This is a genomic window from Klebsiella quasivariicola (assembly GCF_002269255.1).
In the GTDB taxonomy this organism is placed as follows: Bacteria; Pseudomonadota; Gammaproteobacteria; order Enterobacterales; family Enterobacteriaceae; genus Klebsiella; species Klebsiella quasivariicola.
Map to the genome: position 1 here is coordinate 1706280 of NZ_CP022823.1, position 22223 is coordinate 1728502.

20 protein-coding genes are annotated in these 22223 nt (G+C 57.9%); 7 read left to right on the forward strand and 13 right to left on the reverse strand.

Annotation, left to right across the window (positions count from 1 at the left end; all coding sequences use genetic code 11):
• The first annotated feature begins 92 nt into the window (after window positions 1-92).
• Window positions 93-1100: a nucleoid-associated protein YejK gene (yejK, locus tag B8P98_RS08675; RefSeq protein WP_025711624.1), complete on the forward strand. Its 1008-nt coding sequence runs from the start codon at window positions 93-95 to the stop codon at window positions 1098-1100.
• Between the two features lie 25 nt (window positions 1101-1125).
• On the opposite strand, the gene B8P98_RS08680 is transcribed toward yejK, so the two are convergent.
• On the reverse strand, window positions 1126-1881 hold the full coding sequence (locus B8P98_RS08680) for a DeoR/GlpR family DNA-binding transcription regulator (RefSeq protein WP_042929142.1): 756 nt from the start codon (window positions 1879-1881) through the stop codon (window positions 1126-1128).
• Window positions 1882-1962: 81 nt separating this feature from the next.
• Between B8P98_RS08680 and B8P98_RS08685 the strand changes: the two genes are divergently transcribed.
• Window positions 1963-2559, forward strand: coding sequence for an NUDIX domain-containing protein (locus B8P98_RS08685; RefSeq protein WP_025711625.1), 597 nt, complete (start codon window positions 1963-1965; stop codon window positions 2557-2559).
• Window positions 2560-2638: 79 nt separating this feature from the next.
• Here B8P98_RS08685 and rplY read toward each other — a convergent pair whose 3' ends face one another.
• Both rplY and B8P98_RS08695 read right to left on the reverse strand, forming a co-directional pair.
• Window positions 2639-2923 (reverse strand): 50S ribosomal protein L25, encoded by a 285-nt coding sequence (rplY, locus tag B8P98_RS08690; RefSeq protein WP_020078271.1) that lies wholly within the window; start codon window positions 2921-2923, stop codon window positions 2639-2641.
• A gap of 136 nt (window positions 2924-3059) precedes the next feature.
• Window positions 3060-4817: a DEAD/DEAH box helicase gene (locus tag B8P98_RS08695; RefSeq protein WP_080896929.1), complete on the reverse strand. Its 1758-nt coding sequence runs from the start codon at window positions 4815-4817 to the stop codon at window positions 3060-3062.
• Window positions 4818-4964: 147 nt separating this feature from the next.
• Here B8P98_RS08695 and rsuA point away from each other — a divergent pair, with 147 nt between their 5' ends.
• The 3 genes from rsuA (at window position 4965) to B8P98_RS08715 (ending at window position 7552) form a co-directional block, all read left to right on the forward strand.
• Window positions 4965-5684, forward strand: a complete 720-nt coding sequence (rsuA, locus tag B8P98_RS08700; RefSeq protein WP_025711627.1) for a 16S rRNA pseudouridine(516) synthase RsuA — start codon at window positions 4965-4967, stop codon at window positions 5682-5684.
• Window positions 5681-6877 carry a Bcr/CflA family multidrug efflux MFS transporter gene (locus B8P98_RS08705; protein ID WP_095032880.1) on the forward strand — a complete coding sequence of 399 codons (1197 nt, stop codon included), beginning with the start codon at window positions 5681-5683 and terminating at the stop codon, window positions 6875-6877. The genes rsuA and B8P98_RS08705 overlap by 4 nt, the downstream gene beginning before the upstream one ends.
• A gap of 330 nt (window positions 6878-7207) precedes the next feature.
• Complete coding sequence (locus B8P98_RS08715) at window positions 7208-7552, forward strand: YejG family protein (RefSeq protein WP_025711629.1); 345 nt, start codon at window positions 7208-7210, stop codon at window positions 7550-7552.
• A 3-nt stretch (window positions 7553-7555) separates the two neighbouring features.
• On the opposite strand, the gene yejF is transcribed toward B8P98_RS08715, so the two are convergent.
• The 9 genes from yejF to B8P98_RS08760 form a co-directional block, all read right to left on the reverse strand.
• Complete coding sequence (gene yejF / locus B8P98_RS08720) at window positions 7556-9145, reverse strand: microcin C ABC transporter ATP-binding protein YejF (protein ID WP_087806199.1); 1590 nt, start codon at window positions 9143-9145, stop codon at window positions 7556-7558.
• Window position 9146: 1 nt separating this feature from the next.
• Window positions 9147-10172 (reverse strand): microcin C ABC transporter permease, encoded by a 1026-nt coding sequence (locus B8P98_RS08725; protein WP_080896932.1) that lies wholly within the window; start codon window positions 10170-10172, stop codon window positions 9147-9149.
• On the reverse strand, window positions 10172-11266 hold the full coding sequence (locus B8P98_RS08730) for a microcin C ABC transporter permease YejB (RefSeq protein WP_008804006.1): 1095 nt from the start codon (window positions 11264-11266) through the stop codon (window positions 10172-10174). The genes B8P98_RS08725 and B8P98_RS08730 overlap by 1 nt, the downstream gene beginning before the upstream one ends.
• A 9-nt stretch (window positions 11267-11275) precedes the next feature.
• Complete coding sequence (locus B8P98_RS08735) at window positions 11276-13078, reverse strand: extracellular solute-binding protein (RefSeq protein WP_095032882.1); 1803 nt, start codon at window positions 13076-13078, stop codon at window positions 11276-11278.
• A 68-nt stretch (window positions 13079-13146) separates the two neighbouring features.
• Window positions 13147-14709, reverse strand: a complete 1563-nt coding sequence (locus B8P98_RS08740) for a cyclic di-GMP phosphodiesterase (RefSeq protein ID WP_025711634.1) — start codon at window positions 14707-14709, stop codon at window positions 13147-13149.
• Between the two features lie 187 nt (window positions 14710-14896).
• Window positions 14897-15466, reverse strand: coding sequence for a bifunctional murein DD-endopeptidase/murein LD-carboxypeptidase (gene mepS / locus B8P98_RS08745; protein ID WP_004201653.1), 570 nt, complete (start codon window positions 15464-15466; stop codon window positions 14897-14899).
• A 426-nt stretch (window positions 15467-15892) separates the two neighbouring features.
• Window positions 15893-16606 (reverse strand): phosphatase PAP2 family protein, encoded by a 714-nt coding sequence (locus tag B8P98_RS08750; protein WP_025711635.1) that lies wholly within the window; start codon window positions 16604-16606, stop codon window positions 15893-15895.
• Between the two features lie 37 nt (window positions 16607-16643).
• Entirely contained in the window at window positions 16644-17621 is a 978-nt protein-coding gene (locus B8P98_RS08755; RefSeq protein ID WP_025711636.1) for a CobW family GTP-binding protein, read from the reverse strand.
• 120 nt (window positions 17622-17741) lie between these two features.
• Window positions 17742-19208, reverse strand: a complete 1467-nt coding sequence (locus B8P98_RS08760) for a mannitol dehydrogenase family protein (protein ID WP_095032883.1) — start codon at window positions 19206-19208, stop codon at window positions 17742-17744.
• 206 nt (window positions 19209-19414) lie between these two features.
• On the opposite strand from B8P98_RS08760, the gene uxuA reads away from it, so the two are divergent.
• Window positions 19415-20605, forward strand: a complete 1191-nt coding sequence (gene uxuA, locus B8P98_RS08765; protein ID WP_025711639.1) for a mannonate dehydratase — start codon at window positions 19415-19417, stop codon at window positions 20603-20605.
• Window positions 20606-21246: 641 nt separating this feature from the next.
• On the opposite strand, the gene yeiP is transcribed toward uxuA, so the two are convergent.
• Window positions 21247-21819 (reverse strand): elongation factor P-like protein YeiP, encoded by a 573-nt coding sequence (yeiP, locus tag B8P98_RS08780; RefSeq protein ID WP_002912951.1) that lies wholly within the window; start codon window positions 21817-21819, stop codon window positions 21247-21249.
• A gap of 147 nt (window positions 21820-21966) precedes the next feature.
• Here yeiP and B8P98_RS08785 point away from each other — a divergent pair, with 147 nt between their 5' ends.
• Complete coding sequence (locus tag B8P98_RS08785; protein WP_025714775.1) at window positions 21967-22221, forward strand: YkgJ family cysteine cluster protein; 255 nt, start codon at window positions 21967-21969, stop codon at window positions 22219-22221.
• Window positions 22222-22223: the final 2 nt, after the last annotated feature.

Here is a 22223-nt window from a genome sequence, read left to right on the forward strand (position 1 = left end):
ATCGTCGTTGATGACGGCGAAATGGGTCGCGCCAGTTGCGTCAGCAACCCGGCGGTGGTTGAATACCGCCCGGTCTAAAAGGAGAGTTTAACATGAGTCTGGATATCGACCAGATTGCCCTGCATCAGTTAATCAAACGTGATGAACAAAATCTGGAGCTGGTGCTGCGCGAGTCACTGCTGGAGCCGAACGCCACGGTTGTCGAGATGATGGCTGAACTGCACCGGGTCTATAGCGCCAAAAGCAAAGCCTATGGCCTGTTCAATGAAGAGAGCGAACTGGCGCAGGCGCTGCGCCTGCAGCGTCAGGGCGAAGAAGCGTTTCTGGCGTTCAGCCGCGCGGCCACGGGTCGCCTGCGCGATGAGCTGGCGAAATACCCGTTCGCTGAAGGGGGCATTGTGCTCTTCTGCCAGTATCGTTACCTGGCGGTCGAATATCTGCTGGTGGCGGTGCTCAATAACCTGAGCAGTATGCGCGTCAATGAAGAGCTGGATATCCGCTCGACCCATTATCTGGATATTAACCATGCCGATATCGTCGCGCGCATCGATCTCACCGAGTGGGAAACCAACCCGGAATCGACCCGCTACCTGACCTTCCTCAAGGGGCGAGTAGGGCGCAAAGTGGCCGATTTCTTTATGGATTTCCTCGGTGCCAGCGAAGGCCTCAACGCCAAAGCGCAGAACCGTGGCCTGCTGCAGGCGGTGGACGATTTTGCCGCCGATGCGCAGCTTGATAAATCCGAGCGGCAAAATGTACGTCAGCAGGTCTACGCATACTGCAACGAACAGCTGCAGGCCGGGGAAGAGATTGAACTGGAGTCGCTGTCCAAAGAGCTTGCCGGCGTCAGCGAAAAAAGTTTTCAGGAATTCACCGCCGAGCAGGGCTATGAGCTGGAAGAGAGCTTCCCGGCGGATCGCAGCACCTTACGTCAGCTGACTAAGTTTGCCGGCAGCGGCGGCGGATTGACCATTAACTTCGACGCGATGCTGTTAGGTGAACGCGTATTCTGGGATCCCGCCACCGATACCCTGACCATCAAGGGTACCCCGCCGAATCTGCGCGACCAGCTGCAGCGCCGGACGTCCGGCGGCAACTAAGCGCCGCACTTCGTCGACGCTACCGCTAAACCGGGATAATCTCCACGCCGCTCTGCACCAGCTGCTGGCGCAGCGCGGCGTCAGGTTCCCCATCGACGATAAGCGTACTGGCGAGGCTCAGCTCGCCGATGGCAAAGGCCGACGCGGCGTTGAGCTTCTCCCGGGAGGCCATCACCACGGTTTCTGCGGCTCTGGCCGCCAGCGCACGTTTGATACCCGCCTCTTCATAATCACCGGTGGTGAACCCCGCCCGCGGGTGGACGCCGGTCACCCCCATAAAGAACAGATCGGCATTGATCCGCGCCATGCTCGCCAGCGTCTCGGCGCCGACGGCGACAACCGAATGTTTAAACACTTTGCCCCCGAGCAGGATCACCTCGATTCGCGGGTGGTCCACCAGCGCCACGGCAATGCCGGGGCTGTGGGTGACCACCGTGCAGCTGAGATCGGCAGGTAAAAAGCCGATCAGCGCTGCGGTGGTGGTACCGCCATCGACAATCACCACCTGTCCTGGCTGGATCAGGGCGGCGGCGGCGCGGGCCACCGCCTGCTTTGAGGCAATCTGCACGTTTTTGCGCGTTTCAATTGGCGCAATGGCGGCGGATACCGGCAATGCCCCGCCGTGGACCCGCTGCAGTTTTCCCTCCGCCGCCAGCTCGCGCAGATCGCGGCGAATGGAGTCCTCGGAAACGTTAAACCGCTGGCTTAACTCTCCGGACATCACCTGTTTTTCCTCGGCGAGGATCTGGAGGATCTGCTGTTTTCTCTGACTGGCGAGCATCGGTTTTCCTTCTCGGGTGATCTTGTTTCTGCACGATTATGCATGTTATGGTGCCTGCTGTCACCTTAAAGGGGAAATAACATGCAAACACACGCACCGCACGTCCGCCACGTTCGCGAGACGCTGCTCTCTGACAACTGGTACACCCTGAAAAAATACACCTTCGAACTGCTGCGACGGGACGGTCGCTGGCAGGAACAGAGCCGGGAGGCCTATGACCGGGGCAACGGCGCGGTCATTTTACTTTACAACCGGGAAAAGCGGACGGTGGTCCTCACCCGCCAGTTCCGTTTTCCGGTGTTTACTCATGGTCACGACGGATATCTCATTGAGGCGGCCGCCGGGCTGCTGGATAACGCCTCGCCGGAAGCGCGGATCGTTGCCGAAGCGGAAGAGGAGACCGGTTTTCGCGTGACGCGCGTCGAGCCCGTCTTCACCGTCTTTATGAGTCCCGGCTCCGTCACCGAAAAACTCTACTTTTTTATCGCCGAATATCAGGCTGATGACCGGCAGGGCGACGGCGGCGGGCTGGCGGCGGAAGGTGAGGACATTGAAGTGCTGGAGTGGCCGCTGGCGCGGGCGCTGCAGGCCATTCGCGATGGCGAGATCATGGATGCTAAAACGATAATGCTGTTGCAGCATCTGGCACTAAATGCCGATACGCTCCTCGCCGGTTAAGGTCGTGGGCGGCGCAGATAACAAAACGCCCCGGAGCCAAAGACCCCGGGGCGCTTGCCATACAACTTGTTAGCGGCGATTACGCGCGAACGAAGTCGATGTGAGTCAGTTTCGGCTTGAACGCGTGACGCTGAACAGCCTGAACTTTGACTTTTTCTTCTTTGCCATCAACAACCAGGGTCAGAACTTCGCCGTAGAACTCAGCTTTGTCCTGCATGTTCCATACTTTGTCGTGGTCCAGTTCGATAGCAACCGGAGCAGCTTCGCCACCGTAGATGATTGCCGGGAACTTGTTAGCTGCGCGCAGGCGGCGGCTCGCACCCTTACCCTGCTCTTTACGTACTTCTGCGTTGATAGTAAACATTGATGTCTCTCTATATATAAAGCCTGCTACAGGCGACCCAGCAACAGGCGGATTATCTGCTCTGCGAATGCAAAAGCGGGCGGCATTATAGCCGCCAAACGACACCCGGGCAATCAAAACCTCAGCTTTTGGCTGATTAACGCAGCTCGTTGGCGCGACGAAAACGCCCCTGATAATCGAATACTTTTTCCCGCACCTGCCAGTACTGCCCCTTCATCCGGGCGACGACAAAGTCCGGATGGCGCAGCAGCGCCTGCTGGGCCACGATATCCGCTGGCGTTATCCAGCGCAGCGGCACCCCCGGGGTGCGGGTATGCGGGCGGATAAACAGCTGCTCAAAGGCGGTGCGCTGGGCGGGCGTCTGCAGACGGAAGCGCTCACTGACGTCCGCCCCGTCTTCATCGTAGTAGGTGATTTTCAGCCACGGGCCTTTTTCGTCACCGCCGTGCTGTAGCACCATGCCGCTGCAGCGCAGCACCAGCGCATCCTTCAGCTTTAGCGCCGCCTTCAGCATATCGTCCGGGTCGACCAAAATCGTGTCGCACTCCCGGCAGCGGCGGGCGGCGATGTCGTTTTCCGCGTTGCACTGCGGGCAGTTCTTGAAGCGAAAGCGGAAGTCGCACTGTTCGCGGTGGCCGTCATCATCCTCGAACCAGCCCTGACAGCGGCGGCCAAAATGCTCAATCAAGGTACCGTCGGCGGTGGTTTTGCCCCAGAAGGTATTGGCGAAGCCGCAGGCCGGGCAGAAGACCTGCACCGGCACGTTGTCGCTTTTGCCCTTCGGCGTCCCCACCTCCGGGGCGTACAGGTCATGCGGGTTGCCGGCGTAGTCGAGGATCAGGCAGTCGGTTTTCCCCGGCGCCAGGCGCAGGCCGCGGCCAACGATTTGTTGGTAAAGGCTCACCGACTCGGTGGGGCGGAGGATGGCAATCAGGTCGACGTGCGGAGCATCGAAACCGGTGGTCAGCACCGCGACGTTCACCAGATAGCGATACGCCTGCGCTTTAAACGCCTCGATGATCCGATCCCGCTCCGGCCCCGGCGTTTCGCCGGTGATCAGCGCCGCCTGGCCTGCTGGCAGCAGGCCGGTCACTTCCCGGGCGTGTTCTACGGTGGCGGCGAAGATCATCACCCCTTTGCGGTTTTCGGCAAACTCTACGATCTGGCTGACGATATGCGGCGTAATGCGCTGCTGTTTTTTCAGCTCGTGGTTAAGGTCGGCTTCGCTGAACAGGCCGTTGCTCTGTGGCTGCAGGCGGCTGAAATCGTACTGCACCACCGGCATATCGAGGCGTTCCGGCGGCGTCAGGTAGCCATGCTTAATCATATAGCGCAGCGGTAGCTCATAGATGCAGTCGCGGAACAGGGCCTTTTCATCGCCGCGCACCATCCCGTGGTAGTGGAACTGATAGATCCATCCCTTGCCGAGGCGGAATGGGGTCGCCGTCAGGCCGAGCAGCCGGAGCTGGGGATTGACCTGCCGCAGGTGGCCGATGATCTGCTGATACTGGCTGTCGTCGTCATCGCTGATACGGTGGCATTCATCGACGATGAGCAGCGAAAATTCGCTGCGAAACTGGTCAAGATTGCGCGCCACCGACTGCACGCTGCCGAACACCACTTTGCCGTGGCTCTCTTTACGTTGCAGACCGGCGGCAAAGATATCAGCCTCGAGGCCAAGGGCGCAGTATTTCGCATGGTTCTGCGCCACCAGCTCTTTGACGTGGGCCAGCACCAGCACGCGTCCGCGGGCCAGCCGGGCAAGCTCGGCGATCACCAGGCTTTTGCCGGCACCGGTGGGCAGAACAATGGCCGCTGGCTCGGTATGACGACGGAACCAGGCGAGGGTGGCATCGACGGCTTCTTGTTGGTAGGGGCGTAATGTAAAAGTCATGAATTCACGGGGCTAATTAACTCGCGAATAGTATGCCATGAATCTTTTCCCTTGAGTGGTGTTAAGAGCCCGTTATACTAGCCAGTGAAATTCTTCTTTTTCGGGCGAATTGCCCGCTCCAGCACTATTACAGGCTAAAAAAATCTCATGCGACTTGATAAGTTTATCGCTCAGCAACTTGGCGTCAGCCGGGCTATTGCCGGGCGTGAAATCCGCGGCAGCCGCGTTACCGTGGACGGCGACATTGTGAAAGATGCTTCCTTTAAGCTTCAGCCGGAGCACGAGGTGGAGTATGACGGGAACACGCTGACCCAGCAGAACGGCCCGCGTTATTTTATGCTCAACAAGCCGCAGGGGTACGTCTGTTCTACCGACGATCCGGATCATCCGACTATCCTTTATTTCCTCGACGAGCCGGTGGCGCACAAGCTGCACGCCGCCGGGCGCCTGGATATCGATACCACCGGACTGGTGCTGATGACCGACGACGGCCAGTGGTCGCACCGCATTACCTCACCGCGCCACCACTGTGAGAAAACCTATCTGGTAGCGCTGGAAAGCCCGCTGGCGGAAGGGACTGCGGCGCTGTTTGCCAAAGGCGTCCAGCTGCATAACGAAAAAGATCTCACCAAACCGGCGGTACTGGAAGTGATCACCCCGACTGAAGTGCGTCTGACCATCAGCGAAGGCCGCTATCATCAGGTGAAACGGATGTTTGCCGCCGTGGGCAACCACGTGGTTGGCCTGCACCGGGAGCGTATCGGCGATATCCAGCTGGATGATTCGCTGGCGCCGGGTGAATATCGTCCGCTGACGGAAGCGGAAATCGCCAGCGTTGGCGCCCCGCAGCCACGGAGTAAAACGTGACGATCAAGCAGAATTCTTCTCTGGGAATTGTGTTTATTCTTGGCCTGCTGGCCATGCTGATGCCGCTGTCGATCGATATGTATCTGCCGGCGCTGCCGGTGATCGCCGCGCAGTATAACGTCCCGGACGGCAGCGCGCAGATGACCCTCAGCACCTATATCCTGGGCTTTGCGCTGGGTCAGTTGCTGTATGGCCCAATGGCAGACAGCCTCGGTCGTAAGCCGGTGATCCTCGGCGGGACGCTGGTCTTCGCCGCGGCGGCGATGGCCTGCGCGCTGTCGCAGACCATCGATATGCTGATAGCGATGCGCTTCTTCCACGGTCTGGCGGCCGCGGCGGCCAGCGTGGTGATAAACGCCCTGATGCGCGATATTTATCCGAAAGATGAGTTTTCGCGGATGATGTCCTTTGTCATGCTGGTCACGACCATTGCGCCGTTGATGGCGCCGATGGTCGGCGGTGCGGTGCTGGTCTGGTTTAGCTGGCATGCCATCTTCTGGATCCTCGCGCTGGTGGCCCTGCTGGCATCCCTGATGATCGGCTTGTTTATCCGCGAAACGCTGCCAGCTGACAGGCGTCAGCCGTTCCATCTGCGCACCACGCTGGGCAACTTTGCCACCCTGTTCCGTCACAAGCGGGTGCTGAGCTATATGCTGGCGAGCGGCTTTAGCTTCGCCGGCATGTTCTCTTTCCTCAGTGCCGGGCCTTTCGTCTATATCAATATTAACCACGTCGCGCCTCAGCACTTTGGCTACTATTTTGCGCTGAACATTGTTTTCCTGTTCCTGATGACCATGTTCAACAGCCGGTTTGTGCGGCGGGTGGGGGCGTTGCGCATGTTCCGGGCCGGGCTGTGGATCCAGTTTGCCATGGCGGTATGGATGGTGGTTTGCGCGCTGCTGGACGTCGGCTTCTGGTCGCTGGTGATCGGCGTGGCGGCCTTTGTCGGCTGCGTATCGATGGTGTCGTCTAACGCCATGGCGGTGATCCTCGATGAGTTTCCGCATATGGCCGGCACCGCCTCGTCGCTGGCCGGGACGTTTCGGTTTGGTATTGGGGCGATTATCGGCGCGCTGTTGTCGATGGCGACGTTTACCACCGCGTGGCCGATGCTCATCTCTATCGCTTTCTGCGCTACCAGCTCTATTTTCTTCTCTCTTTACGCTTCCCGCCGGCGGAAAATCGCACGCTAGGTCACATTTTCAGGGGCGAAATCGCCCCTTTCTTGATGCATGTCAACCGGAATCGGCTTCAGGGTTCTGCGATTTGTTTCTTTTATGTAAAATCAATTAGTGTAAAAAGTCGCATTGTTGCGATAAAAAAGTTGTTTTGGATCACAGAAACGGGTACATATAGCGCCAATCGGCATGCTGGGTTAAAAAATAAAGCGCTGGATAATAAGTGCTTAACCCTGGCCTGTTGCGGCTGTAAACGTTTTCTGCGTCAAGGCAGGACTATTTGTCAACAGTGTGTTAATATTGATGTAAATTTATTGTGAAGCCTTTTGCTTCCGGGGAAACCACGTGAATACACAACAACTCTCTATCGTACACCGTCTGCCGCAGAGCTATCGCTGGCTGGCCGGTTTTGCGGGTTCCAGAGTTGAACCGATTCCGCAAAACGGCGCGCAGAACGAGAACAGTCTCGTTGCCCTGAAGTTGCTGAGTCCGGACGGTGAGAAAGCCTGGCCGGTTATGCATAAGCTCAGCCAGGCGTTAAGCGACATCGAAGTCGACTGTTCAGTCCTTGAGTGCGAAGGCGAACCCTGCCTGTTCGTTAACATGCAGGATGAATTCGCCGCCACCTGTCGTCTGAAAAATTTTGGCGTGGCCATCGCCGAGCCCTTCTCCGGCAACAACCCCTTCTGACCGTCAGCTCAGCGCCAGCAGCTGGCGGGTATATTCGTGCCGGGGTGCGCTGAAGACGGACTGGCACTCGCCCTGTTCAACCACCTCTCCCTGACGCAGCACCATCACCTGATGACACAGCGCCCGCACTACGCGTAAATCATGACTGATAAAAATATAGGCCAGCTGATGCTTTTGCTGTAACGCTTTCAGCAGGTGCAGGATCTGCGCCTGAACGGTTTTATCCAGTGATGAGGTCGGCTCGTCGAGGACGATCAGCTGCGGCTTGACGATCAACGCTCTGGCGATGGCGATACGCTGGCGCTGGCCACCGGAGAAGGCAGCCGGGTAGCGCTGGCGGCTGGCCGGGTCGAGCCCAACCTCCTGCATGGCGAGGATCACCGCCTGTTCGCGTTCGGCTGCCGTCAGCGTCGGCTGATGGACGCGCAATCCTTCCTCAATGATCTGTAGTGCCGTCAGTCGTGGGTTGAGCGACGAGTTCGGATCCTGAAACACCACCTGCATTTGCCGGCGCAGGGGCAGCAGCTGGCGGCGGTTACGTCCCTGAATGGGCTGACCGGCAAAGGTTATCTCACCAGCGGATGGGATCAGACGCAGCAGCGCCAGGCCGGTCGTGCTTTTCCCCGATCCCGATTCCCCCACCAGGCCCAAGGTCTCGCCGGCGCGCAGTTGAAAATGGAGACCGTTGACCACCCGATGCTGATCGACCACCCGGCGCAGGATCCCTTTACGAATGGCGAACGCCACGTTTAAATCGTCCGCCTGCAGCAGCACCGGGGCATCGGGGACCAGCGGCACCGGCTCACCGTCCGGCTCGCTATCCAGCAGGCGCTGAGTGTAGGGATGGGCCGGCGCGCTGAACAGCGCCCGACACTCATTTTGCTCCACACAGCGGCCATTCTGCATCACCGCTACCCGGTCAGCCAGCTGGCGGACAATGCTCAGGTTATGGGTGATAAACAGCAACCCCATATTCAGCTCCTGCTTCAGCTCGCGCAGCAGTTGCAGGATTTGCGCCTGCACCGACACGTCCAGGGCGGTGGTCGGCTCGTCGGCGATCAGCAGCTCCGGGCGCGTCAGCAGCGCCATGGCGATCATCACCCGCTGGCGCTCGCCGCCGGAGAGCTGGTGGGGATAGTCCGCCAGCCGCCGCGGCGCCTGACGGATCCCGACGCGCTCCAGGCAGTCGAGGATTTCTCCCCGCGCCGCCTCTTTGCGCATTCCCCGATGCAAAGACAGCACTTCGTAGAGCTGTTTTTCCAGGGTATGCAGGGGATTGAGCGACACCATCGGCTCCTGAAAGATCATCGCGATCCGGTTGCCGCGCACGCCGCGCAGGGTGGACTCATCAGCATGCAGCAGCGACTGGCCATGAAAGCGGATATCACCGCTGGGGTAGCTGGCCGGCGGCGTGGGGAGCAGCCGCAGCACCGACAGGGCGGAGATGCTTTTTCCGGAGCCGGATTCGCCAACCAGCGCCAGCGTTTCGCCGACCGCGACCTCGAGCGACAGATGGTGCACCACGGTCTGCGTCTCGCCCTGCTGGCGAAAGGCAATTGAAAGATTGTCGATAGCTAACAGCGGGTGGGTCATATTACACCGCCTTACTCGGGTCAAAGGCGTCGCGAACCGCTTCACCGATAAAAATCAACAGCGTCAGCAGTACGGCGACGGAGAGAAACGCGGCAATGCCCAGCCACGGCGCCTGCAAATTGTTTTTTCCCTGCAGCAGCAGCTCGCCGAGAGACGGAGAGCCCAGCGGCAGGCCGAAGCCGAGAAAATCCAGCGACGTTAGCGTGGTAATGGAGCTGCACAAAATAAAAGGCAGGAAGGTGAGGGTGGCCACTATCGCGTTGGGCAGCATATGCCGCAGGATAATTTGCCGGTCGCTGACCCCTAGCGCCTGCGCCGCCCGGATGTAGTCGTAGTTACGGGTACGGAGAAATTCAGCGCGCACCACGCCCACCAGCGTCATCCAGCCAAAAATGACAGTGATCGCCAGCAGCCACCAGAAGCCAGGCTGCACGACACTCGAGAGCAGGATGATCAGAAACAGGGTGGGCATACCGGACCAGACCTCGATAAAGCGCTGCCCCCAGAGATCGATTTTACCGCCGTAGTAACCCTGTATCGCCCCGGCCAGCACCCCGAGCACACTGGAGAACAGGGTCAGCAGCAGGCCGAAGAGCACTGAGATCCGCGTACCATAGAGGATCCGCGCCAGCACATCGCCGCCGTTGGCGTCGGTGCCAAGCCAGTTGCTGGCCGAGGGGGGTGATGGAAAGGGGACTGTGCTGGCAAAATTAATCGTCGTTGCGCCGAAGCGCACCGGCGGCCATAACGCCCAGCCGTGAGTCGCCAGCTGGTGCCTCAGCCACGGATCCTGATAGTCAGCGGCGGTGGCAAACTCACCACCGAACGTTTGCTCGGTGTAGTTTTTTAACACCGGAACGTACAGCTGGCCCTGATACTGCACCAGCAGCGGGCGATCGTTGGCCAGCAGATTGGCGCCGAGGCTGCAGGCGAAGAGAAGTAAAAACAGCCATAGCGACCAGTAGCCGCGGCGGTTGTGGCGAAAGCGCGCCCAGCGGGCCTGATTAACGGGACTGAAAAAAGACATTAGCGGCCCTCAAAATCAATGCGCGGGTCGACCAGCGTATAGCTGATATCGCTGACGATATTCAGCAGCAGGCCAATCAGGGTGAAAATATAGAGCGTGCCGAACATCACCGGATAGTCGCGGGAAACCGTCGCTTCATAGCCCAACAGCCCCAGGCCATTCAACGAGAACATCACTTCGATCAGCAGCGAACCGGTAAAAAACATGCTGATAAAAGTGGCCGGGAAGCCGGCGATCACCAGCAGCATGGCGTTGCGGAACACATGTCCCCAGAGGATCTGTTTCTCACCGACGCCTTTGGCGCGGGCGGTGACCACATACTGTTTGCGGATCTCGTCGAGGAAGCTGTTTTTGGTCAGCATGGTCAGGGCGGCAAAGCCGCCGATCACCGTCGCCAGCACCGGCAGGGTGATGTGCCACAGGTAGTCGAGGATTTTCTGATACCAGGGAAGGGTGTCGAAGTTCGGTGAGACCAGACCGCGCAGCGGGAAGAGGTCGAAATAGCTGCCGCCGGCAAAAATCACGATCAGCAGGATAGCGAACAGAAAAGCGGGGATCGCATAGCCAATAATAATCAGCGTACTGCTCCAGATGTCAAAGCGGCTGCCGTTACTCACGGCTTTGCGGATGCCCAGCGGAATGGAGACCAGATAGATAATCAGCGTGCTCCACAGCCCGAGGCTCACCGAGACCGGCAGGCTGTCTTTGATCAGTTGCAGTACTGAGGCGCTACGAAACAGGCTGTCGCCAAAATCGAAGCGCAGGTAATCGCCCAGCATCTTCAGGTAGCGCTCATGTAGCGGCTTATCGAAACCATAGCGGTGGGTGATCTCGGCGATGACTTCCGGATCGAGGCCGCGCCCGCCGCGATAGTGCCCCTCGCTGATATTGCCTGCGCCGGTGCGGGCATGGCTGGCGCCCATTCCGCCGTCCCCGGCACCCGGCATCCCGCCATGCTGACCAAACTCTATGGCGGCAATGGCCTGATCGACCGGGCCGCCCGGCGCGATCTGCACAATAAAAAAATTAATGGTGATGATGGCCCACAGAGTGGGGATCACTAACAGTAAACGGCGGATCAGGTAGCTGCCCATGATTTATCCTTAGCGTCTGTCCGCGGGAAGGGTGGCCGCTTTTTTCGCGTCATACCACCAGGTATCGAGGCCGGATGAATAAACAGGACGGGTCGCGGGAAAAGAGAATTTATTCCACCATGCGGTGCGGTCCTGTGCCATATACCACATCGGCAACATGTAGTTATTCCAGGTGAGCACACGGTCGAGCGCCCGTCCCAGGGGGAGCAACTTCTCCTTATTACCCTGCCACTGCAGGATCTGCGCTATCAGTTTATCCACCACCGGGCTTTGCACGCCGGGGGCGTTGTAGCTGGAATGAATGTAGTCGGATGCCCAGGAGATTTGCAGGTCGGTGCCAGGCCAGGGCATGGCGCGCCACAGGCTCGGCATCATGTCGTAATCGCGGCTGCGGCGGCGGTTGCTGTACTGCGAGTTATCGACCTGGCGGATATCCATAACGATCCCCAGACGCTGCAGGTTGTGCTGAAACGGCAGCACCCAGCGGTCATTGCCCCCGGCCGGCATCAGCAGCTCAAAGCGCAGCGGCTTGCCGCTGGCGTTAACCCGGCGCTGGTTCTTCACCGTCCAGCCTGCGGCATTGAGCAGGGCGTCGGCTTTAAGTAAGTTATCGCGGTCGAAGCCATCGCCCCGGGAGACCGGTGGCTGGTAAACCTGGCTGAAAAGCTCGGGCGGGAGTTCATTTTTCATCGGCGTTAGCAGCGCCAGTTCGGCCGCGTCGGGCAGGCCGCGGGCGGCATAGTCGGTATTCTGGAAATAGCTGTTGGCGCGCTGATAGGCGCTGTAAAACAGCGCTTTGTTCATCCATTCAAAATCAAACGCCAGAGTTATGGCCTGCCGCACCCGGCGATCGGCAAAAACCGGGCGCTGAATATTGAACGCCAGCCACTGGGTATCCTGTGCTGAGGTGTTGGCATGCTCATCTTTAATGATGTAGCCGCGGCTGAAGTTGCGACCAACATAGCGGGTGGCCCAGTTCTTGGCGACGGTCTCTTCCCGGCGGTCGACGCCCCCGGCTTTAAAGGCTTCAAAAGCGACGTTATCGTCAAGATAATAGTCATAGCGCAGCGTATCGAAGTTCCAGCGTCCGCGGTTGACCGGCAGGTCGGCCGCCCAGTAGTCGGCGACCCGGGAATAGGTAATGTATTGCCCCATTCGCCAGGCGCTGATGCGGTAGGGTCCGCTGGCCAGCGGCGGTTTTGACAACGGGTCGCTGAGTTTGTGATCGCGCCAGAACGCCTCCGGCATCACCGGCAGGGTCAACAGGCTCAGCATGTTCTCCTTACCGGGCTGGCCGAGGTCAATACGCACGGTCAACGGCGCGATGGCTTTGACGGTAGTGCCTTTATAAAACAGGCGGAACTGCGGCACCCCTTCAGTCATAAACTTATTGAAGGTAAAAGCGACATCGCGGGCGGTGATCGGCGTGCCGTCATGAAAACGGGCGCGCGGGTTGAGGGCGATCTCCATCCATGAATAATCTCCGGCGTAGCGCGCCCGCTCGGCTATCAGCGGATAGTAGCTGCCTGGTTCATCATCCGAGGTGGTGAACAGAGTATCGTAGAGCGCCTCCGTGCGTACGGCAGGATTACCGCGCAGCGCATAACGGTTGAAGTTGTCAAAGGTGCCGATCGCCGCCAGGGTGAGGGTGCCGCCTTTTGGCGCCCGGGGATCGACATAATCAAAATGGCTGAAACCAGCGGCGTATTTGGGTTCACCAATAATCGCGAAGGCGACGCTTTCCTGAATGGTTTTCGCTTTAGCGCTCAGGCTCAATACAGCAAGCAGAATCAGAAAGAGGCGCGCATACATAGGCGGCAGAATATCCTGTCATGGCCAGCCCCCATGGCCGACCTCTGTTCCCGCATCATAAGTGAGACTTAGCGCGTTGTGAAATAGTTCGCGGGTTCATCGTGCGCGGCCGCCAGCGCCGCCAGCGATAGCGGACGACTGATCCAGTATCCCTGCAGGAAATTGACCCCCTGAGCGCGGAGCCACTCTGCCTGTTCCTGGGTCTCCACCCCTTCGGCGACGGTCATTAACTTCAGCCGGCGGCTGAGGGTTAACACGGCGTCAAGCACCGGGGAGGTAACGGTTTCGGTGCCAATCGCCTGTACAAAGCCGCGATCGATTTTCAGGTAATCGAAGTTGTAGCGTTCGAGATAGATCAGCGCGCTATGCCCGGTGCCAAAATCATCAATCGCGATTTCAAAACCCTGTCGGTGAAGCCAGGCAAAGTTAGGAATCGATTTTTCTTTATCAATCATGGCCCGCTCCGTCACCTCCAGCACCACGTGAAAATGATCGGCGGGCAGTGCAGCGGCGAAGCGCAGCATATCGTCGCGGAAGCTATCGGCCTGCAGATGGGCAGGGGAAATATTGAGTCCCAGCTTGACGCCGCGGGGGAGAATTCGCTTGAGGACCGGCCCGTCGCCGGCGATCAGCGCCAGCAGGTGGTGGGTGAGCGGCACGATCATCTGTTGGGTTTCCGCCAGATTAATGAAAACATCGGGCGGGATTTCACCCACCACCGGATGACGCCAGCGCATCAGTACCTCTACGCCGCTGATCTGTAGAGTCTGCGCATTGACCACCGGCTGATAGACAATATAGAACTGGTTATTTTTGATCCCCAGCAGAATGGATTTGCGCGGATCCGATTTGATCGTTAGCACGTAATAGCAGAGCAGTCCCGCCAGCAGGCCGCAGACCACCCCGAGCAACAGGGCAAACTGGGTATTTTCCGCCAGCCAGCTGTTGGCATACAGGTAGACCTTGAGCGGTAAACCGTCGATCTGTACCTGGCGGATCGGAGTGTTGTGCAGGGCTTGCGGGTCCGCCAGCCGGTTACTGAAGGTGGAGATGGCGGTGTGGCCAATCGCCAGCGCAATACCGCTGAAATCGTTTTGCCGTGCGGAATAGAGAATATACGGCGTGAGATTAGCGTTAATCGACACGAAGATGCCGCTGTTTGCATCATCGGGTTTGCTTACCCACAGCGCCAGGGCTGCACTCTTCGGCATCATCGGGGTGCCCGGCAAAATCGCCATATCAACGGGCTTGCGGATATCGATAGTCGGGATGAGCTGGCTGAGGGGGGTATTCATCGTCCCGGTCGCGGAGGAGCAAAAGACGACGCCATTTTTTACCAGCAGAAAAGCGCGAACGTTAGGACTGAACGCGGCATGGGAGGTGAGCCCGGAGTCGATATTTTCACAGGGTTGGTCCACCAGCGGCTGCAGGCCGTCAATGGTCTGGCGCAGATTGTGAAAGTAGCTTTTCAGATAGGAGTTGACGTTATTGATAATGACGTCGAAACGCTCTGCCCGGTTATGGTAAATCACCATAAATTGAATGCTACCGGCCAATAACGCGACGATAATCCCCACGCACAGGCTGATTAACCAGGTGTTACGCTGGGGCGAAAAGTAGCGAGTCAGCATAGCCAGATTTTTTCCGTGTTATTGAAGCGCATCAACGGGGTGGAAGTCGTCGTTTTTTCTTTCCCACTTAAAAGGCATAGCTTATTTTGCGTCGTTGAGAATCCGGTGGCAAAAAAAAACACTGCCGGGGCAGTGTTTTTTTATCCCGCTTCCAGCCAAGGGATAACCGGCGGCGGTAGAGGACAGTTTACGAGCGGCTCAGAACTCGACGCGCTTCGTTATAACGCTTTTTCCAGTACGGCTCATCCATGCTGGAGATGGTCACTCCGCTGCTGGTGGAGGCGTGAACGAACTGGTTGTTGCCGAGGTAGATCCCGACATGGCGGCCAGTAGAACCGGCACGGAACAGAACCAGATCGCCAGTCCGCAGCTGGGTACGGGAAATCGATTTTCCGGTTTCCTGCTGTTCAGAGGTTGAACGCGGCAGTTCCAGACCAAATTGTTCGCGGAAGGTGCGCTGCACAAATGCTGAGCAGTCAATGCCTTTGCGAGTGCTGCCGCCGAGGCGGTAACGCACGCCTTTCCAGCTGGCATACTGATCCATCAAACGGGACTTCACGTCCAGGTTACGGACCATTGTTTCAAATTCATCCTGAGAGGCTTGCAGTGATGATAAATCGCCACTACCCACAGCATGCGTCTCAGAATGCATATTCCTGGCGGTACTTGTTGAACTACACGCGGAAAGCAGAACCGCTACTGCAATCGCGGGGGCTACCCGCAAGATGTATCTCAAAATCGGCTGAGATTTGACCATGCTGTTTATTTTCCCTTGTTGTCCTTAACGACAATGTCGTTATAAAAAATGCCAAACGTGTTAGAGCCTAAATACCCATCCGCAATGAGACAATTCCTTAAGGTTAAATTTGTGCAGTCACGCACAAATTTATTCATGCTCTGAATTAATGTTGCGGAAAAGGCAAAACGAGAACGAGATTACCCTATCAAACGCCGCATGGCGAGCGGTTTTGCGCGATTTCTTATAAGTATTTTGGTGACAAAAAGTGAATCATCGGGAAAGGACAAAATAGCGTCAATAACGGGTAAAAAACAGACAATTCCTTCATTTGTCAGGGGAATAATGTGACAAGAAGATGAACGTTATGTTTAAAAAAAGAACAAATGAAAAAAGGGACCCAAAAGGTCCCCTTATAGGTAATGCGACCAGCCAGCGCCGGAGACATTATTTCGCCGATACTCCGCCGGGCAAGTAGCGATCGAAGAAGGCGATCAATTTATCGCTCAGCGGCGTCATTAATACCCACGGTACGCCAATCAGAACGGCGCTCAGGGAGCCGACGGCAATATCGCTGAACCAGTGGGCGCCAATCATGACGCGAGGGAACGCAAAGACCACCACTATCACCAGCGCCACGGCCAGCGCACGGCAGCCGAAATAGCGCCACATAAAGCTCGCGAAGATCAGCAGCATCATCCCATGGTCGCCCGGGAAGCTGTCTTTCGAGGCATCCTTGGTAGGGAAGTTAACCACATCGCTGACGCGAGTGATATCGTCGAAAAAGAGCGACGGACTGGCGCGTTGAACCGGCATCAGATGCTGCGCCAGTTGGTTGATGATCACTGCCGCCAGCAGCATCACCAGGCCCATGATAGCGATCTGACGACGTCCGGCCGCCGGTGCTTTAAGCCAGTAGCTGAGCATCAGGCAGCCCATCGCCAGCAGCGAACAGGCGTCGAAGGCGCGATTGTTGATGATCGCCAACAGCCAGGCATAAGCATGACTGACGCTGACGCCATGGTTAAAGAAATGGAAGATCGCGGAGTCGACCGGCAACCACGCGCCATGGTTGGCTGGCAGATACCAGGAGCAAAATAGCGCCACACCCGCGATGTTAAGTAGCAGAATTAAAGGAATTCGGTTTTTCATCATAGCCATTGCGATTTTGTGACAGTCGGCGGCAACCTTAGCCGCCTTAACTTAAACGAAGCCTCAACAGTGAGGACTGCAGTGCGTTCCAGTCGGCTTCATTGGCGGAGATAAGCTCGATCCGGCTATCGGGCGGAGCAACGCTGAGGGTCTCGATATGCAGATCCTCGCCCTGGCGGTTGATCCGCACGCTCCCTTCTGCAATGCGCATCACTCCTTTCACGCGCGCCACGGGCGCCAGCCGGGCCCATTCGAGCAGGCCGATGGTGTCAAAGACCGTTTCCGCGTCGAAGATCCAGCCGCAGGCCTGATAACCCTGGCCGCTATTCAAATGGCGGCGCCAGCGCTGGTGCTCGGGAAGGCTGAGCGCGGCGAGACCGCTGGTTGGGTGAGAATGATGAATATGTTCCGCACTCGCCGGCAGCGGGGCGGTGTTGCGCCGCGGTTCATTGAGCAGAGCGAGGTCGATATTGCCCTGGGTCGCCAATACCTGGCGGCGATCGCCACCCCAGCGCAGCCACCAGTCAGCTAGCGCCCGGGCACTTTCGGGCGTTTCCCGATCGCTTTTATTGGCCACAATAATATCCGCCGCGGCCAGCTGATCGCGGAAGTTGTCATTGTTGACGACTTTCTCATCCAGCAACTGGCGGGGATCGAGGATGCACAGGGTGGCGCGCAGATCGATCCAGGGCTCATATACCGCCGCGGTGAGGATATCGAGGATCTGCTTTGGGTGGCCCAGACCGGTGGGTTCGATCAGCAGCCGATCGGGTTTGCCCTGGCGCAGCAGAGTATTCAGCCCAACCTGCATTGGCAGGCCATTGACGCAGCACATACAGCCGCCGGGGATCTCTTTGAGCAAGGCGCCACTGTCGGCCAGCAGTGCGCCGTCAATCCCGACTTCGCCGAACTCATTCACCAGTACGGCCCATTTTTCATCCGCAGGCTTCTGCGCCAGCAGATGAAGAATTGAGGTCGTCTTACCGCTGCCGAGAAAGCCGGTGATCAAATTGGTTCTGGTCACTCTTTTCTCCAGGATAAATGTAATGTTGTAACAGTTACGTCTATCCTGACGAAAAAAGGGGGAAAAGAGAAGTCCTGAGGCGGACAGAAGAGGATTCTGTCCGCATAAGCGCAAATATTGTTAAGAATTCAACGCACGGGCAACGGCCTCGCGGGCACCGTGCGTCGCCAGCTGTTGCCAGGCGGCGCGGATCCCGGCGACGAACTGCGCGTTCTGTGGCAGATCGCGGCCAAATATCTCTTCCAGTTCCAGCAGGGCATCAACGCGCTGCGGTTCATCGCTCTGCGCGACCCGTTGCTGGATCTTATCAATCAGCGGGTCGCGCACGTCGATTGCCTGACCGGCATCGTCAGTGCCGCTGACGTAGCGCATCCAGCCGGCAACGCCGAGGGCCAGCAGCGGCCAGCGGCTACCGCGCTCAAGATGCACGCGGATGCCGTCGAGCATCCGCTGCGGCAGCTTCTGGCTGCCGTCCATGGCGATTTGCCAGGTGCGGTGTTTGAGCGCCGGATTGCTGAAGCGCGCGATCAGACTGTCGGCATAGGCCAGTAGATCGACGCCGGTAATGGTCAGCGTCGGGGCCTGTTCGTCAAGCATCAACTGGCGTGCGGCGTGGCGGAAGATGTCATCCCGCATGCAGTCGCTGACGTGAGCATGGCCAGCCAGATAGCCAAGCCAGGCGAGGAAAGAGTGGCTACCGTTGAGCATCCGCAGTTTCATCTGTTCCCACGGCAGCACGTTGTCGGTCATCTGCACGCCTGCCGTCTCCCAGGCGGGGCGCCCGGCGACAAAGTGGTCTTCGACCACCCACTGAATGAAGGGTTCGCAGCTGATGGCGCAGGGATCTTCCACCCCCAGCACGGCGGCGATTTCCGCCAGCGACTCCGGAGTGGCAGCGGGAACAATACGATCCACCATGGTGCCCGGGAAACTGACGTTGTCGGCGATCCAGCTCGCTAGCGCCGGGCTGCGTTTTTCCGCCATGCCGAGGACGGCATTTTTCACCACGTGGCCGTTGTCGGGGATATTATCGCAGGAGAGTACGGTAAAGGGCGGCAGGCCGCGATCCCGGCGGCGGGCCAGCGCTTCGACTAAAATACCAGGAGCTGATTGCGGCAGCGTCGGATTTTCCAGATCGTGAAGGATGCGCGGGTGCATTGGATCCAGCTCGCCGGTCGCCGGATCGATGCAGTAGCCTTTTTCGGTGATGGTCAGCGAGACAATCGCCACCTGCGGCTCGCAAAATTTTTCAATAATCGCCGCCAGTGAATCGAGCCTGGCGTTCAGGCATTCGTGCACTGCGCCGATCACGATAGGCTGGTTACCGTCGGCGCCTTTTTCCAGCACGGTAAACAGGTGGTCCTGTTCGCGAAGCTGGCTCATCAGCGTATCGCCGCTGAACAGACTAATTTCACAGATCCCCCAGTCGCCGCCGCCGTTATTCAGCACGCGATCGGTCAGCAGCGCCTGGTGCGCGCGATGAAACGCGCCAAAGCCGAAATGGACAATACGCGAGCGGAGCTGGCTGCGATCGTACTGAGGACGTTGCACGCTCTCCGGTAGCGTAGCGGTTGCAATTGTTGTCATTCTTCACACACCTGTTTAACTGCATATTAACATTGCCAGTCTAAAGTTATATGACAGGAATTTAAATTGGTAAGCCGAAATTATCCGCTGACTGTGAGCTGGATCAATCAATGCGCCGGCACTGTTTGCAGCCTGGTGAGAAACATGTATGGTAGTCGTCATGAGTGTCGCCATTATTGGTATAACAACTTTTTGAGGGCATAGCGATGGAGCAAACCTGGCGGTGGTATGGGCCGAACGATCCGGTATCGCTTGATGATGTACGGCAGGCGGGGGCGACCGGCGTCGTCACCGCGCTGCACCATATTGCAAACGGTCAGGTCTGGCCGGTAGATGAAATTAAAGCGCGTCAGGCGCTGTTAGCAGAAAAAGGGCTGACCTGGTCGGTCGTCGAAAGCATTCCGGTGCACGAGGATATTAAAACCCACAGCGGGGAGTATGCGACCTGGATTGCCAACTATCAGCAGAGCATCCGCAACCTCGCGGCCTGCGGCATCGATACCGTGTGCTACAACTTTATGCCGATCCTCGACTGGACGCGCACCGATCTGGAATATGAACTGCCGGACGGCTCCCGGGCGCTGCGTTTCGATCAGATCGCCTTCGCCGCCTTTGAGCTGCATATCCTCAAACGCCCGCGGGCGGAAGCGGATTACAGCGAAGAAGAGCAGCGTCAGGCTGAGGTCTATTTCAAGGCGATGAGCGAAGCGGATATCGATAAACTGACCCGCAATATCATCGCCGGCCTGCCGGGAGCGGAAGAGGGTTACACCCTTGACCAGTTCCGCGCGCGCCTGGCGGAATATGACCATATTGATAAAGCGCAGCTGCGCGAGAATATGGCCTACTTCCTGCGGGCTATCGTGCCGGTGTGCGAAGAGGTCGGGATCCGCCTGGCAGTGCATCCGGACGATCCGCCGCGGCCGATCCTTGGCCTGCCGCGTATTGTGTCGACCATCGAAGATATGCAATGGCTGAAGGAGACGGTGGACAGCATTAATAATGGCTTCACCATGTGTACCGGATCGTACGGTGTGCGTGCCGATAACGATCTGGTGAAGATGGTGGAGACCTTTGGCGATCGCATCCATTTCACCCATCTGCGATCTACCTGCCGTGAAGCGAACCCGAAAACCTTCCACGAGGCGGCGCACCTCAGCGGCGACGTCAATATGGTGGCGGTGGTGGATGCGATCCTGCGTGAAGAGCAGCGGCGTAAACAGGCCGGCGATCTGCGCCCGATCCCATTCCGCCCGGATCATGGTCATCAGATGCTCGACGATCTGCGTAAGAAAACCAACCCAGGCTATTCGGCGATCGGCCGTCTCAAGGGGATGGCGGAAGTGCGCGGCGTCGAGCTGGCGCTAAAAATGACCAAATACCCTGAACTGCTGTAATCGCGGTAATAGGGATAATAAAAGGGACAGCCAGCGGCTGTCCCTTTTTACTGTCGGGGCGTCAGCCGGGTCGGGTAAGTGAAGCGTCATCACCCGACAAAATAACGGCGCAATGGGGTAGATACTGTGATCGGTTTGCAACAGTGTCGACCCTGGAAAAACCTGTGTTCTCTGTTATTTCCGGGTAGATTGCGCTCCCGATATTTCTTCTGCGTTATGTTACTCATGGTGCAGGGAGCGCACAGGGGGCGGCCAGTCGCCGCCGCCCCCTGTACCCCCGGGCTCCGGCCAGCAAAATCGCCACTGCGTGGTACCTTCGACTTATCCCTGCAGGCTTCGGGTCGGGCCGAGGCAGCGTCCGTGCAAAACACGGCCCTCAGCCCGCATCCATGCGGGCTGCCCCGGCCTTCCGGGAACGTCTCAGCGATGTTGAGGCCGCCAACACCGGCAGTTTCAGCAAGAATAGTGAATAACTTAACGACAGGGCGCCCGGATCGTAGGCCGGATAAGGCGTCAGCCGCCATCCGGCATCAATACGCGGACCGTGTTTGAGGAAATTATCCGGCAACAGGGGCATACCGCCGCCAAATAAAAAGGACAGCCAGCGGCTGTCCTTTTTCTTGTCAACTTCTCACGGTGGATTAATCCGCACGGCCCATATAGCGGCACTCTTCGATATGAATGCGGATTTTCTCACCGGTAGTCAGGTATTCCGGCACCTGAATCACCAGGCCGGTGCTCATGGTGGCTGGCTTGGTGCGGGAGCTGGCGGACGCGCCTTTAATACCCGGTGCGGTTTCGATAATTTCCAGATCAACAGTCTGCGGCAGCTCCAGCGCCAGCAGCTGGCCGTCCCAGGTCAGCACCTGCATGTCCGGCATTCCACCTTCCGGAATAAACTGCAGCTCTTCTTCGATCTGCTCTTTGGTAAAGGTGTAAGGGGTATAGTCTTCTTTATCCATGAACACGTATTCGTTGCCATCGACGTAGGAGAAATCAACGAAACGGCGGGTCAGGGTCACGGTATCGACGATATCGTCGCCTTTGAAGCGTTCTTCCACTTTCAGGCCGGTGCGCACGTCGGAGAAGCGCATTTTATACAGTGTCGCAGCACCACGGGCGCTGGGTGACTGAATATCAATATTTTTCACAATCAGCAGCTTGCCGTTGTAATTCAGCACCATACCTTTTTTAATTTCATTCGCTCTTGGCATTGCAGTAATCCTGTCACTTAACGAGTCAAAAATATCGCGTAAAACTACTCGCGCCCGGGCGTTCAGGCAAGCGGAATTCGCGAGTTTTGCTATCTTCTGGCAAAACGTTTAGGCTGTGGCGCAAAATGAGCGTTCGGGAGCCGGGTTGTGGAATGTCGTACTGATTGTGGCGCATGTTGCATCGCCCCCTCTATATCATCGCCGATCCCCGGCATGCCGCAGGGGAAGCCGGCTAATACCCGCTGTATCCAGCTCTCCGAGCACAACTTATGCCTGATTTTTGGCTCTCCTTTGCGCCCGAAAGTGTGCGCCAGCCTGCAGCCCTCACCGGAGATGTGCTTCACCCACCGCGATGAAGCCATTACCTGGCTGCTGGATCTTGAGCTGGCCACCGCGCCCTGAGC

What these genes read in the sequence shown, in the direction of transcription:
- yejK (WP_025711624.1), top strand. Translation starts at nt 93, where the DNA reads ATGAGTCTGGATATCGACCAGATTGCCCTGCATCAGTTAATCAAACGT.
- B8P98_RS08680 (WP_042929142.1), bottom strand. Translation starts at nt 1,881, where the DNA reads ATGCTCGCCAGTCAGAGAAAACAGCAGATCCTCCAGATCCTCGCCGAG.
- B8P98_RS08685 (WP_025711625.1), top strand. Translation starts at nt 1,963, where the DNA reads ATGCAAACACACGCACCGCACGTCCGCCACGTTCGCGAGACGCTGCTC.
- rplY (WP_020078271.1), bottom strand. Translation starts at nt 2,923, where the DNA reads ATGTTTACTATCAACGCAGAAGTACGTAAAGAGCAGGGTAAGGGTGCG.
- B8P98_RS08695 (WP_080896929.1), bottom strand. Translation starts at nt 4,817, where the DNA reads ATGACTTTTACATTACGCCCCTACCAACAAGAAGCCGTCGATGCCACC.
- rsuA (WP_025711627.1), top strand. Translation starts at nt 4,965, where the DNA reads ATGCGACTTGATAAGTTTATCGCTCAGCAACTTGGCGTCAGCCGGGCT.
- yejF (WP_087806199.1), bottom strand. Translation starts at nt 9,145, where the DNA reads ATGACCCACCCGCTGTTAGCTATCGACAATCTTTCAATTGCCTTTCGC.
- B8P98_RS08725 (WP_080896932.1), bottom strand. Translation starts at nt 10,172, where the DNA reads ATGTCTTTTTTCAGTCCCGTTAATCAGGCCCGCTGGGCGCGCTTTCGC.
- B8P98_RS08730 (WP_008804006.1), bottom strand. Translation starts at nt 11,266, where the DNA reads ATGGGCAGCTACCTGATCCGCCGTTTACTGTTAGTGATCCCCACTCTG.
- B8P98_RS08735 (WP_095032882.1), bottom strand. Translation starts at nt 13,078, where the DNA reads ATGTATGCGCGCCTCTTTCTGATTCTGCTTGCTGTATTGAGCCTGAGC.
- B8P98_RS08740 (WP_025711634.1), bottom strand. Translation starts at nt 14,709, where the DNA reads ATGCTGACTCGCTACTTTTCGCCCCAGCGTAACACCTGGTTAATCAGC.
- mepS (WP_004201653.1), bottom strand. Translation starts at nt 15,466, where the DNA reads ATGGTCAAATCTCAGCCGATTTTGAGATACATCTTGCGGGTAGCCCCC.
- B8P98_RS08750 (WP_025711635.1), bottom strand. Translation starts at nt 16,606, where the DNA reads ATGGCTATGATGAAAAACCGAATTCCTTTAATTCTGCTACTTAACATC.
- B8P98_RS08760 (WP_095032883.1), bottom strand. Translation starts at nt 19,208, where the DNA reads ATGACAACAATTGCAACCGCTACGCTACCGGAGAGCGTGCAACGTCCT.
- uxuA (WP_025711639.1), top strand. Translation starts at nt 19,415, where the DNA reads ATGGAGCAAACCTGGCGGTGGTATGGGCCGAACGATCCGGTATCGCTT.
- yeiP (WP_002912951.1), bottom strand. Translation starts at nt 21,819, where the DNA reads ATGCCAAGAGCGAATGAAATTAAAAAAGGTATGGTGCTGAATTACAAC.